This is a genomic window from Phycisphaerae bacterium, assembly GCA_012729815.1.
Taxonomy (GTDB): domain Bacteria; phylum Planctomycetota; class Phycisphaerae; order JAAYCJ01; family JAAYCJ01; genus JAAYCJ01.
The window spans coordinates 1-13,588 of record JAAYCJ010000152.1 but is presented as its reverse complement, the minus strand read 5'-3'; the positions used below and the strand labels follow the sequence as shown (position 1 = coordinate 13,588).

Genomic DNA, 13,588 nt, shown 5'->3' with positions numbered 1-13,588 from the left:
GCATCCTCTGCGGCGGAGCCGGATGGCCCGACGTCATCAACGGCTGCGGCATGCTCCGCACCATGGAACAGATCCTCGTCGATATGATCACCGACGACCCCGCCGGCCTGCGGCTCATCGACCGCCGCAACGACATCCAGCTCGAAATCGCCCGCCGAACCCTCGAAGCCGCCAACGGCAAAATCGACATGATGGCCCTTGGCGAAGACCTCGGCACCCAGCGCGGCCCCGTCGTCAGCCTCGAACTCTTCCGCAGACACATCCGCCCGCGCATCCAGAAATTCGTCGACCTCGCCAAGGCCCACAGCATCCCCACGATGATCCACTCCTGTGGCTCCAGCAGTTGGGCCTTCGACGACTTCATCGACATGGGAATCGACGTCGTCGAAACCCTTCAGCCCGAAGCCGCCGACATGGCCCCAGCCTACCTCAAACACCGCTACGGCGACCGACTCGCCTTCCACGGCTGCATCTCCACCGCCGGGCCCCTCGCCACCGGCACGCCCGACGACGTCCGACGCGACGTCCGACAGACCCTCGATATCATGATGCCCGGCGGCGGATACATCCTCTCACCAACCCACAGCGTCCAGGACAACTCGCCAACCGAAAACGTCCTCGCCATGTACCAGACCGCCCAACAATACGGCGTCTACCGCTGATGCAAATCCGAAATTCGAAATTCGAAGTCCCTCCGCCCCTCACCGCTCCAGCACCAACCCCTGCAAAACAAACGCCCCTTCGCCTCTGACATCCACCCCGCGCACCGAAAGCACATACCGTCCCGCCTTCGGAACCGTCACCATCCCCAGCCGCTCGCGCCGAATCCGCACGCGACCCTCCGCCCGACCCGTGCACAGCGCCGGAAACCGCCAGCGACTCTCGCCCACCGACACCTCAAACTCCGACCCGTCCGCCTCCGGCAGACACGCATAGTCCGCGTACAGGCAATACATCCCCGCCCTCACCGCCCCAAACTCCCACCTCGCCGAACTGCCGCGTTTCCACCCCACGATCACGTCCGCGTGATGCCAGTCGCCGAACTTCTCCATCCAACTCCGCTTGCCGTGCCGGCATCCGTGAAGCGACGCGAACGGGGCGGCAAATTCATTGGCCAGCCCGTCGTGCAAAAACAATCCGCCGCCCGCCGCCTTCACCTGCCCGCCCACCGTCAGCTTGATCACTGTCGCCGGACCGTCCGGCGCAACCGCCGGAATCGCCAGCCGCAGATGCCCGCCCTTGCGAGAAAACGCCACCGCCTCGCAGCTCGCCAAGAACCGCGCCTCCCGAACCTTCCCCTTCCAGTCCGGCACCCACAACTCACCCGTCGCCGGCCAGTTCAGCACGTGCAGATACAACGCCCCCGGCCTCGCTGTGCAGCAGCCCCACGCCTGCCGGCCCACCGGCGATCGCCCCGCTCCGTACACGCTCTCGCCGTTCCGCCCCAGCCACCGTCCGACCTCCCGCAGAATCGCCGCCGACTCACCGGGTATCGCCCCCTTGCCCGTCGGCCCCACATTCAGCATGTAATTCCCGCCCAGACTCACCGACCGCGCCAGCCGCCCGATCAGCTCGCCCGCCCGCTTCCAGTTGTGATCGTTGTCCGCATACCCCCACGTGTCGTTGTGCGTGTCCACTGTCTCCCACAAACCCTCCGGAGCCGTCAGCGGAATCTCCTGATCGCCCAGCGTCACGTAGTCGCCCAACCCGTTGCCGATCCGGCTGTTCACCAGACAACGCGGCTGAAGCCGATGTACCATCGCCGCCAACTCCGCCGACGCTTCACGCGATATGCTGCCCGGCGTGTCGAACCAGATCAACGCCACCGGCCCATAGTTCGTCAATAACTCCTCGATCTGCGGCATCGCCTTCGTCCGCAGATACCGCTCGAAATCCCCCGGCCCGGCAAAGTCCCACGTGTTCCCCGCGGCGTCCGCCTCGTGCCAGTCCTGAAACTGCGAATAGTAAAACCCCAACCGCAAACCCGCCTTCCCGCACGCCTCCGCCAATTCCTTGAGCGGGTCGCGACCGAACGGCGTGGCGTCCACAATATTGAACCGACTCGCAGCCGACTTGAACATCGCGAACCCGTCATGGTGCTTCGCCGTGACCACGATCGTCCGCATCCCCGCGTCCTTCGCCAACCCAACCCACTCCTCCGCCCGAAACGCCGTCGGATTAAACCGCCGCGCCAACCGACCGTACTCCCGAGCCGGAATCCGCGCCACGTGCATCAGCCACTCGCTGATCCCATGATACGTCCGCCCGCGCCAGCGACCAGCCGCCTCCGAATACAACCCCCAATGCACGAACATCGCGAACCGACTCTCCGCGAACCACTCGCCACGCCCGCCGTCCTCCCGCCGCACCGACGCCTCCCCCCACATCCGCGCCACATCCACATCACGCCTGGCCATCACCACTCCTTACCCAAAAAACGCCAAACCAGCTCACGGATATCCTAAACCCCGCCTCTCCGCCGCACAACGCCCACTCGCCGAAAATGCCCATGACCAGCCCTTCACCCGCATCTCCGCGCGAACGGCCTCCCATGCTCTTGCCGCCTCACAGGAACCATCGGCCACCCCACGCTGCACGCTCACGGCGATCGACGAGGCTTCTTCCCTTTCTTAACGTCCCAGCCCATCACGGCGTTGGTGTATTTGCGATAGTGCTGAGGGGACAACTCCATCACCGTCTTGAACGCCCGCGAAAAAATATACTGGTCTTCATAACCCACCATGCGGGCGATCTCACTCACCGGCAGCGTCGTGCTGATCAACTGCTCGCAGGCTTTGCTCATCCGCGTCCGCCGAACGAACTCCATCGGACTCATGTGCATCACCTTCCGGAAAAGCTTGTTGAAATGCGTCGGCGAAAGATGAATCAAATCGGCCAGAAACGTCACGTCGATGCGCTGGAAGTAGTTCTTGTCGATGTGCTCCAGAACGTGAAATATTCGCGTCGAATCGCTGTGCGACACCTCGTCAAACGAGTGCTCCTCGGCAAAGGGCATCAACGCGTGCAAAATCTCAAATCCCAGACGCGTCTGGTTGATGGTCTTGCTCAACGGCGATAGGGAGGCGTCCGCCGAGGTCTTCAGCAACTCTTCGATCCATCCTTTGATCCGCGTGCTCACCGGTGGAGTGACGATCAATGGAATATCGACAACGTCGGATATGTCCAGCCCGAAATCAAACGAATAGCGGCCATGGAACCACGTGGAAACGTTCCTGTGATCCACCGTGGTCGTGAACTGGTGAATCCGATTCGGCGGGATGCTCAAACACATGGTGTCGTTCAGCGTGAGCTTCCCATCCGGCGGAATCTCCACAAAGAAACTGTCCGGCGTGTCCGTCTGCACGTGCCCGATCACCCAAAACGGCAACTGACGCCAGATATTGTGCTCCGGGATCGTCTTGTACTCCACCAGACTGATCCCGCCGATCAGGAATTCAAACCCCAGTGACGGTAAAATCTTATCCAACATGATAGTTGTAAATGCAATCGTTTTGATCGTTGCGGTTATTTGCCAAAGCCGCCTCTATGGTACAATAAACCTCAGAATCAATCAAGTCTTCCGGTAGGTTACGTATTCGTAGCGTCCTTTTTGGCATAAACGGTTCGGCCCGCGGCGAACCGGATCGGGTCACCAAATGCCGCCTCGAGTACCGGCGGCCGGACCCTCCCGTCGCAGCCGCTGGTGCCGAACGTTGCTGCATGGGCTTCGTTGGGTAAAGAGAGTTTTTACAAAACAGAAAGGTGGAAAGAACATGGGAAGACTGAAATTGGCGGGCTTGTTGCTCTTGTTGGTGGCGGCGCTGGCCACGGCGACGGCCTCCGCGCAGGTCGTCGACTTCTCGACCGATCCCGACCTGGCCGCCGCGTGGACGCAGTTCGATTACTACAATCCGCTGGGCGCGACCGCTTCCACCACCACGGCCGCGTGGGACTCAACCAACCAAAACCTCGAACTGACGTCGAATTTGGGAGCGGAGACGGCCGACCGTTACCGCGCGCTCTACAAGACCGGTGCGACCCGCTCCGACACCGACGGGATTACGGTGACATTCTCGGACTACGTGGGATCGTGGGACAACCCGACGGGACACAACACGGGCGTTGGGCTCATCGTCTCGTCGCTTGAACAGGGAACCATTCTCGCTAATGTCCCGCAGTATGAGTTTCTCATGTCACAGGAGAGTGGTGGCTATCACTATGTGGTGATCAAGAACGGCCTTGCGGCTGTCCTCGCCTCCACCCCCATCGTGGCTGAACTGCCCAGCACGATCAAGCTCGATATTCTGCGCGACGGCGACGACTACGTCTTCAACGCCAACGGCGAGGAAATCTGGCGCGATTCGAGCATCACCGACCCGATGCCTTACTACTGCCTGACCTGGGCCGTCTCCGGAGCGAACACGCTTTCTGTCTCAGCGGATGACTTCGGCGTGGTTCCCGAACCAATGACCATCTCCCTCATCGCACTGGGCGGCCTGACGCTGCTCCGTCGGCGCGGCAGATAACCCAAACACCGAACGAAAACGGCAAAACACCGTAACCGCTGAACAGGTGGCGTGGCCTGGGCATGTGATGCGTCAAACGCACCGCTGTCCCGGCCACGCCACCTCCGTCCTATCGCCGCCGATCATAGCCCCTCTCCTCCAGACCCGCAAACCAGACAACCCCGCAGCCGCCCCGCCCATCGGAACCACATACCGCCCAGCGTGCTTACGTGCACGCCGGCTGCGTCTCGCAGGCCGGTGCCTTGCACTTCTTGAGAGCCTCCACCAGAGCCTTGAGCTGGATCGGCTTGGAAATGTAGTCGTCCATCCCCGCCTCCAAACAGCGTTCCCGGTCGCCCTGCATCGCGTTGGCGGTCATGGCGATGATCCGCAGCGACGGCGAAACCGCTCCGCTCTGCTGGAGTGCCCTTATCCGTCGCGTCGCCTCCAGTCCATCCATCTCCGGCATCTCAAAGTCCATCAGGACCACATCGTAGGGCTGCCGCTGCGCCGACGATACCGCCTCCACGCCGTTGCCCGCAAAATCCACCTGATACCCCAGCCGCTCCAGAATGTGCTTCGCCAGCTTCTGATTGATGGCATTGTCTTCCGCCACCAGAATTCGCAGCGGCGTGTGTTCCGCCATGCGTTTGTCAAACTCCGAAACGGCCGGCGAATAGCCGTTCGACATCTCAGCGGGAATACCGCCCAGCACCTGCATCAAAACGTTGTGCAACTGCCCCGCCTTGATGGGTTTGGGAAGGTAAGCCCCGACCAGATTCTGCGCGGCGCCAGATCGCCGATGCCCCAGATCGACCAGCAGGACCAGCGGAACCGGCGACGCGGAATTGCCATGACGCACGGCTTCAATCAGGCTCCAACTGCCCTCGGAAATGTGCCGGTTGACAAAAATCACGTCGTAGCCGCCGTCCTGACCCAGACCCGACAGAGAGCCCTCATCCAACGCCACCGCCTGCGCCTGCATGTCCCAGGTCGTCAGTTGGTGCATGAGAATCTCGCGCGTCAGGCTGCAGTCATCGACCACCAGTGCCCGTTTGCCCTTCAGCGGCGTCGGCTGGTCGGCCTGGTACCGATCGACCATGCGCTGATTCAGGTCGGCCCCCGCCAGCGGAAAAGTGAAAAAGAAGGTCGTGCCTTTCCCGACCACGCCCTCGCTTTCCAGCCACATCCGGCCGCCCATCAGATCGACCAGCCGTTTGCTGATCGCCAAGCCCAGCCCCGTCCCCCCGTACTTGCGGCTCGTCGACGCGTCCACCTGGCTGAACGACTCAAACAGAGCCGCCTGCTTGTCCGGCGCAATGCCGATGCCGGTGTCGCTAACCGAAAAAACCAACTCCAGGTCCTCTTCACGCCGGACCCGCACCATCACCTGACCGCCCGGATCCGTGAACTTCACCGCATTCCCCAGCAGATTGACCACGACCTGTCGCAGCCGCGTCACATCCCCCATCAGGATCACCGGAACGTCCGGCTCGATCCGGTAGCCCAACTCGACTTCCTTCTCCGTCGCCCGCGTCATCACGATGTCAAAAGCCGACTCAACGCACTCCACGACGTCGAAGGATATCCGCTCCAGCTCCATCCGTCCCGACTCGATCCGCGAATAATCGAGAATGTCGTTGATGATCGTCAACAGGGCCTCGCCGCTGTTGCGAATCGTGCTGACAAAATCCCGCTGCTCGGGCGTCAGCGGGGTGTCCCATAACAACGTCGTCATCCCGATCACCCCGTTCATCGGCGTGCGGATCTCGTGGCTCATCGTCGCCAAAAACGCCCCCTTCGCGCGGCTGGCCGCCTCCGCCGCGTCACGAGCCTGTTCCACCTGGACCATCTTGACCTTCAAATCCTCTACAAGCTGCTCCTGCTTCTGATGCGCCGACTCCAGTTGAACGCTCTTGGAATGGACCTCCGCTCTCGCCCAGTATTCCTTCCTGATCAGACGCTCCTTGAGAAGCATCATGCCGGCGATCACCGTGTAATTGATCAGGTACATGGAAATGGCGACATAGCTGCTTGTCTCAAAAAGAATCCCGCCGTAAAGGGCGGACAGGCAGTAGTAGGCCAATGCCGCCAATGCCACAGTTCCCCAATCGCGAAACCGCAAATGGGACACCATGGCGGCATAGGGGCCGGTCAGCGACGCAGCGATGTACATCGGATGATTATGGCTGTTGAGCACCAGTTGGAACGTGCCGGCCAGGACATACAACATGCCGATCATCTGCATCTTCGAAATGTGGCTTCGAAGTGGCCTGAACACCAGGGCAAGGACCAATAAAAACGTTGAAAACACGGACCCAAAGAGCCGGATCGATAGACTGTCAGGAGGGATGTCCGGCACAGCCCGAAGGACGTAGTGAAACGTGGGGAAGAAAACGATAATCAAAGGCACGGTCAGGACAAACAACGGCCAGTACTGCCGCTCGATGTAGGTCTCATAATCGGCATTGGCGTGGCTGGGGATGTTCTTACCGCTTCTCATGTCGGTTATCGCCCATCCAACCTGGCGCTAACGTTGTTCACCTATGATATGTGGGCCAAAACCAGCACAAATGGCCCCTTCACCTGTCGATATAACTTAATCGGTAACTCAGCCATCCCCCTTGGGCAAGAAATAACACCAAATCCGGGGAACGAGAATCTGTCCAGACGACGGACTCCTTGACGCCGCCACCCTTCACCCCCGCAACCCCGCCTTCCCTCCCCAGAGAGCCACGACTGTCAGGAACCGAGCCCCTTCCCGCCACCACCCACGAACCCACCTCCGCTAGGGCGGGAGGTCCTGCGGCAAAGCCGCAGGTTCACCCGCCATCCTGACTTCTCATTTACTCCCTCCGCGCCTTCCGCGTCCTCCGTGCCGCTCCAAAAGAACACCCCCGACTCGACCAAACCGGGCGAAGGAACAGAACTGGGAACGGATGACGGTCTCACGTCACACAGCGGTCGAAACAACGATCTCGCTGATCTTCCGATGCAACGCGTCCATGGCGATCGGCTTCGAGACGTAATCGTCCATCCCGCTCTCCAGACACCGCTCGCGATCGCCGGTCATCGCCAGGGCCGTCATCGCCAGAATAGGAATATGCCGGCCCGTCCCTTGCTCCATCGCCCGAATCGCCCGCGCCGTGGCCAATCCGTCCATCTCCGGCATGTGGACGTCCATGAGAATCAAATCGTATCCGCTTCGCCCAAGCTCCTCCAGAACCTTGACCCCGTTTTCCGCCACCGTCACCTCGTGACGCCATTTCGTCAGCATCCGCACGATGAGCCTCTGATTCACCGGATGGTCCTCCGCCACCAGAATCCGCAGACCAGGCTGTTCCGATGGTGACGCCACCGCTTCCCCGGAGTCTGCCGACGCCGACGCCGGCGTCGGCTCCGCCAGACGCATCCGGACCGCGACGTGAAACGTGCTGCCCTTCCCCTCTTCGCTCTCCAGCCAGATCCGTCCTCCCATCAATCCGACGAGCTTGCTCGAAATGCTCAACCCCAAACCCGTCCCGCCAAATCGCCGGGTCGTCGAATTGTCCGCCTGCGTGAACGGCTCGAACACCTCAAGCCGCTTGTCCTGCGGTATGCCGACCCCCGTATCGGCCACCGTGATGTGAAGATCCACCGTGTCCCCCTCAATCCTCCCTTCCGACCCGACGCGAATCTCCCCGCGTTCCGTGAACTTCAACGCGTTCCCGATCAGATTCGACAACACCTGACGCAGCCGACTCGGGTCCCCCTCCACCCACGCCGGAAGGTCCGACGCCGTGGCCTCCACCAGATCCAATCCCTTCGCCTTCGCCTGCGGTGCGTAAAACTGGACCGTCTCCCGCATGCAGGCCTTCAGATCGAATCTCAGAAGCTCCAACTCCATCCTGCCCGCCTCGATCTTCGAGAAGTCCAGAAGCTGGTTGATCAAAGCCAGCAGCGACTGGGCCGAACTCTGCACCAGCTCCAGACACTCGCGCTGCTCCTCGTTCAGCTCGCTCTGAAGAACCAGGTCCGTCATGCCCAGAACCCCGTTCATCGGCGTGCGAATCTCGTGACTCATGTTCGCCAGAAACTCGCTCTTGGCCCGATTCGCCGCCTCCGCCGCCGCCGCCGCCCGATGCAACGCCTGCTCCGTACGCTTCCGCTCCAAATTCGTCAGCAACTGCGCCACCTGGTCCGCCACCACGCCCGCGAACACCACTTCGTCGTCATGCCACGTCCGACGCGACCCGACCTGCTCAAAACTCGCCACCCCAACCACCCGACCGTTCTGATGAATGGCCGCGTCCAGCAGCGAACCAATCCCAAGCGGAATCAGATAGCCGGCCGCGAGGGCCCGCGTGTACGGATGTTCGACCGCGTCGTCCGCCTTGATCGTTCGCCCCAGTTCCAGGGCCTCGAAGTATCGCGGATAGTCCCCGGCGTTCAGCTCCATTCCACGCACATGGGATTGTGCCTGAATGTCCAGCAGGTCCTCGCATCGCAGAACCCGACCTTCCCCGTCAAGCCGCCAGATGCTCACCCGCGCCACGTTCACCGCCCGCGCCGCCGCCTCCGTAATCACCTGCAACGCCTGATCGTATTCCGCGCCCACCACCGACGGATGATTCAGTATGCTGATAATGCTCTGCTGCTGCACTTCGATCCGCCGCAACCGTCGCGCCTGCTCCTCCTCGATCCGCTTGCTCGCCGTGATATCCCGCAGCAGCACCATGAACGAGTAGACCTGGCCCGCCTCGTTCAAAATCGGATTCAGCATCCCCTCGAATATCGTCTCCTCGCCCGCCGGCGAACGATACCCCACCTCGAACGGCGCCCGCTGACCCGAACGCACCTGCAACACCGACTGCCTCACCTGGTCCTGCGCCTCCGCGGGCCAAAGCTCAATCAGCGATCGGCCCAGAACCTCCGATTCCGATCGGCCTAGCGCCGACAGGCCGCTCCCGTTGATCGTCTCAAGCCGGCCGCTCGAATCGCACAGCGAAATCCAGCTCGACGACGCCTCGATCAGACTCCGATACTGCTTCTCCGACGCACGAATCCGCGTCGCCGCCTCCACCATCTTGCCATGGCCCACGAAAAACGCCGTCCACAACACGCTGATCAGCAGCGTCGTCACCATCGCCGTCAGGCGAATCGCCCCCGTCATCCCACGCCAGTCATCGGCGCAAACGTCCATCCCCAACGCCACCGGCGGTTCGCCCGGCCGAACCACCGGAACGAACGCCGAAACCCACGTGCCCCATCGGTCCGTATACGGACCTTCCACCGTCGACGGCCCCCCCCCGAACAGCCCCGCCAAGCCCGCCGCCGCCTCCGTATACTCCTGCCCCGCCGGCGAGCAGTCCGGCGAATCCGACGGCTCGGAATCCACCATGAACACCACATGATCGTTCTGGAAATTCACCAGGTACAGGAAACGGCAGTCCTCGTTCGCCTGATGCAGGTGATACAGATACTGCTTCATCGTCGCGTATGCCGGCTTGGCCGCGTCCGTGGACAAGCCCGACAATTCCCTGAGCATATCCCCATCCACGCTCGCCGCCACCAGGCCGGCCCGAAGCAGCAGGCTGCGCCTCATCCTCCATTCCGCGCTGCGGCTCACCCAGTCCGTGGCAAGCCATCCGACCATCAGGATCCCCGCCAATACCAGCAGAGGCCGATAGCCCTTGCCGATCAGATTCCCGCGCTCGGCCCTGATCTTCTGTCGATCGGCGCACGCCTGGTAGTGCCCCCATGCTCCAGCCGCGATCATCACCGCCAGCAGTCCGCGAACCAACTCGATCGGAACTCCCAACGTCCGCTGGAATGTCTCCGAATCCACCTGAAAAACCGTGACCGGCCCGCCGGCCGGTCCGATAATCCCGCTCGCCAGAACGTAACCCGCCATCCCGACTCCCACCGCTGCCAACGGCCGGGAGGACGCGCCCTCCGACCGCGCCAGACGAACCAACGCCCACATGCTCCACAATCCGCCCACTAGGCCGAACACGCACGGACCGCTGAACGCAAGACCCGAAAGCCCCTGCACCGCCCCCAGACCCGCCAGCGCCGCCACCGGAAAGAACACCCTCCGACTCGGTACGCGCCACCCAAAAACCTGCGTCCCCAACCGACCGAATTCGATCAAAAAAACGAAGGAAAGCACCATCAAGACCACGCGAATCGCCGTGAACGACGCGGCCGACCCGATATCCAACGCCACCAACTCCAGCCAGTGACAAACACCGCAGGTCAGTCCGAATAATCCCAACCACCCCCAGGGATACCGCGACTTGGGGTCCCGGTGCAGCAACCACGCGCACGCCGCCAGAAAAACGAACGCCGCCCCCTCGATGAACGCAACATAGTCAAGCTGTCTGTCGATCATCTGTCCGACCATCCGTGTCCTGTGACGGACCGTCCCCACATAATCTATCGGCTGTCTTCACCAGCCGATAAACCTCCCCTGCCGATAACCCCAACCCCGTCGCCTCCCATCCGAACCCCTACACCGCCTCACCCCGCCCGGCCTCGCCCACCGGCCGATCCTCCAGCCCGTCGTGCATCCACGAAATGCCCCGCTTGCGCTCCGGGTCGCCGGTCCCCAGAACCATGAGACTGAACGTAAAAGCATCCGTCAGGCGAAGGGCTTTGACGACCAGCCGCCGAGGATGGCCGTCCAGCTTCACCCCGATCATCTCGGCGAACTCAACCGGACACCAGGGACGAAACCCCTCATGCGCAGCCGCTTCCTCGCCGTCGATCCACACCCTCAGCGGTCCGACACGCCCAAACGCAAGCGAAAAATCGCCCAGCGGCCCGCATGCCCGGAACGTGCGGACGAAATAATACACAGCCGGACCGACGAATCCCCCGAGCTGGCTGGCCGTGATCCGATCCTCCGCCGCCTCAAGGCAAAGCGGCAGCTCCGAGGGAATGTCCTCATGGACCAACCGCGATTCATCGAGGTACGGACGGTCAAGCTGGACATAGTGCGTGTAGGAGTCCGCGGCGCAATTGGCACGGTGAGGGTGGCACCGCGTCGTCTCATTGTAGTACGGGCATACCGGAGTCCGCGTCCGATCCCACGCGTCCCAGTACGGACCGTAGACCTGCCACTGACGGGCCCCGCCCAACCCGAACGTCCGCGCGACCTCCTCCCCGCCGCGCTCCATCCACCGCGCCTCAAACAGGTTCTTGTCGGCGAGCCAGCCGTCCGCGTCACGCCGCACGACGCTGATGGTCAGCTCCTGCTGACCCTTGGCGGGCACAACGATCTTCGCCTCAGCCGGGTCGCACACCACCTCCGACGGCGCCGTCAACCGAAGCACGCCCTCCGCCGGACCCGATAGCGGGTTGCGCACGATCAGCCGGACCGGCGTCGCTCGCTCACGCCAAAGAACCGGATCAGCGGGATACTCCACCTCAATACCCACCGCCGCCCGCGGCGCCGGGCGGACCGTGACCGCGGGAGCCCCCGTGAGCTCGATCAGCGGATTCCGGGCCGCCGCCATCTCCACGCCCACCCGACACGTCTCCTCCGCAAAATCGACCAGCAGCGCATTCTTGTGCCGAACGTTCAGGTCGGAGATCAACTTGTTGTCCAGTCTCTCCACCCACTCCGAAGGCAGTCCCTCCGTGCCCAGCATGACCGCCAGCAGCGCACACGCCGTGGCCGCTGTGCAGTCCGTATCCCAGCCGCCGTTGGCGCACAACAGCGTCGTCTGCCGAAAATCGCCTCCGCCCAAAAAAAGCGCCATCAAAACCAGCGCGAAATTCGTGATCGCCTTCGAACTGTCCCGGTCGCCGTACTCCCGGATGATCAGCCGCCACGCCGCGTACGGATCGCGGTGACCCGCGCAGATCCCCCGAACCCGCGACACCACCGCCGGCAATCGACTCCCAGCCGGCAGCACCGAAAGACCCGCCGCCAGAACCCTCTCCAAATCGTCGCACACAAACGCCTGCGCCGCCGCCGCCGATTGAACCATCTCAATCTCAACGCTCAACCCGCCGTGATCGAGTTGACCGTCAAGCCGGGCCAGCTCCGCCGCCAGCCGCGGATTCCCCGGACACACAAACCCCCAGATCTCGCTGCGAATCGGACACCCCTCCGATTCCTCGAAAAACCGATTGTTCCACGTCCCCGACAGCGGCGGTCCAATCCCACGCTGATAGTTGTACAGAAAGTAACCATAGTCCAGAAAATTGTAGAAACACCGATCCTGCCAGAACTCAGCCAGGTCCCGCGCCGTCAAATGCACGCCACGCTCCTGCATCGCCTCCAGCCACACAATCTGAATGTCCAGATCGTCGTTGGCTCCGACCGTCTCCGGCCATAACCGATCCACCGTCAGGTCGTGATAAAACTTGTGATTCTCAAGCGGCGCGCCGATCACGCCCCCAATGGATTTCCCGATCCAACCAGCCAAAACCTTGTCTTGGTATCGCTCGTACGACAACGTGTGGGTCATGATACCCTCTCACTTCCGCAAACACAGCCCGTGCCCAGGCTCCGCAACCGGGCCAAAGGAAACGCCGTCGCCGCCCGCCCAATACCGCACCGCCCAACCCATCCCAGCCGGCAATCCACGCGATCCCAGTCAGGCTCCAATCCTCCAACCTACTCTACCCGCTATCCGCCGCCAGACAATGTGTTGAATGGTAATCTGATGTCACTTCTGGCATCCCCTCCCGCCGCGAACCACTCCTTGGTAGGGCGGGAGGTTCTGCGGCCAAGCCGCAGGTTCACCCGCCACCCTGACCACCATCACACGTGACCTCGAGTCGCGATTCACCACCCGCCCTCCACCAATCCCCATTTTGCATTTTAGTATTTTCTGTTTTCACTTTTCATTTCTCCCCTCCGCGTCTTCCGCGCCCTCCGGCGCAGCGCCTGGTTCTGCCTTACTGCTCTTATGCAACTCCATCTCAACATTCCGAGGCCGAAAACCCAACCGCTGGTAAAACGCCACCGCCGACTCATTCCCCGCCAACGCAACCACGACCTTCTTCGAAACCCCATGCTCATCCATCCACCGCAAAGCCGACTCCGTCAACCTCCTGCCCAACCCCCGTCCGCGATACCGCGGCTTCAG

At 62.2% G+C, this 13,588-nt stretch carries 8 protein-coding genes; 2 read left to right on the top strand and 6 right to left on the bottom strand.

The features are described 5' to 3' along the window. The coding region (locus tag GXY33_10405) for a hypothetical protein (GenBank protein NLX05545.1) at positions 1–662 on the top strand (662 nt) is incomplete at its 5' end. A gap of 39 nt (positions 663–701) precedes the next feature. Here the strand turns inward: GXY33_10405 and GXY33_10400 are convergent. Together GXY33_10400 and GXY33_10395 are read right to left on the bottom strand one after the other, a co-directional pair. Then, a complete protein-coding gene (locus tag GXY33_10400; protein ID NLX05544.1) occupies positions 702–2,417 on the bottom strand; it encodes an alpha-L-fucosidase in 1,716 nt (571 codons plus the stop codon). 182 nt (positions 2,418–2,599) lie between these two features. Next, positions 2,600–3,490 carry a helix-turn-helix transcriptional regulator gene (locus GXY33_10395; GenBank protein NLX05543.1) on the bottom strand — a complete coding sequence of 297 codons (891 nt, stop codon included), beginning with the start codon at positions 3,488–3,490 and terminating at the stop codon, positions 2,600–2,602. A 283-nt stretch (positions 3,491–3,773) separates the two neighbouring features. On the opposite strand from GXY33_10395, the gene GXY33_10390 reads away from it, so the two are divergent. Continuing rightward, positions 3,774–4,526, top strand: a complete 753-nt coding sequence (locus GXY33_10390; protein ID NLX05542.1) for a PEP-CTERM sorting domain-containing protein — start codon at positions 3,774–3,776, stop codon at positions 4,524–4,526. 205 nt (positions 4,527–4,731) lie between these two features. Here GXY33_10390 and GXY33_10385 read toward each other — a convergent pair whose 3' ends face one another. From GXY33_10385 to GXY33_10370, 4 genes are all read right to left on the bottom strand, one after another. Next, positions 4,732–7,008, bottom strand: a complete 2,277-nt coding sequence (locus GXY33_10385; GenBank protein NLX05541.1) for a response regulator — start codon at positions 7,006–7,008, stop codon at positions 4,732–4,734. Between the two features lie 450 nt (positions 7,009–7,458). Beyond that, complete coding sequence (locus GXY33_10380; protein NLX05540.1) at positions 7,459–10,878, bottom strand: response regulator; 3,420 nt, start codon at positions 10,876–10,878, stop codon at positions 7,459–7,461. A gap of 118 nt (positions 10,879–10,996) precedes the next feature. Beyond that, positions 10,997–12,964: an ADP-ribosylglycohydrolase family protein gene (locus GXY33_10375; GenBank protein NLX05539.1), complete on the bottom strand. Its 1,968-nt coding sequence runs from the start codon at positions 12,962–12,964 to the stop codon at positions 10,997–10,999. Between the two features lie 372 nt (positions 12,965–13,336). Continuing rightward, positions 13,337–13,588, bottom strand: a 252-nt coding sequence (locus tag GXY33_10370) for a GNAT family N-acetyltransferase (protein ID NLX05538.1), incomplete at its 5' end; no start/stop codon positions are given.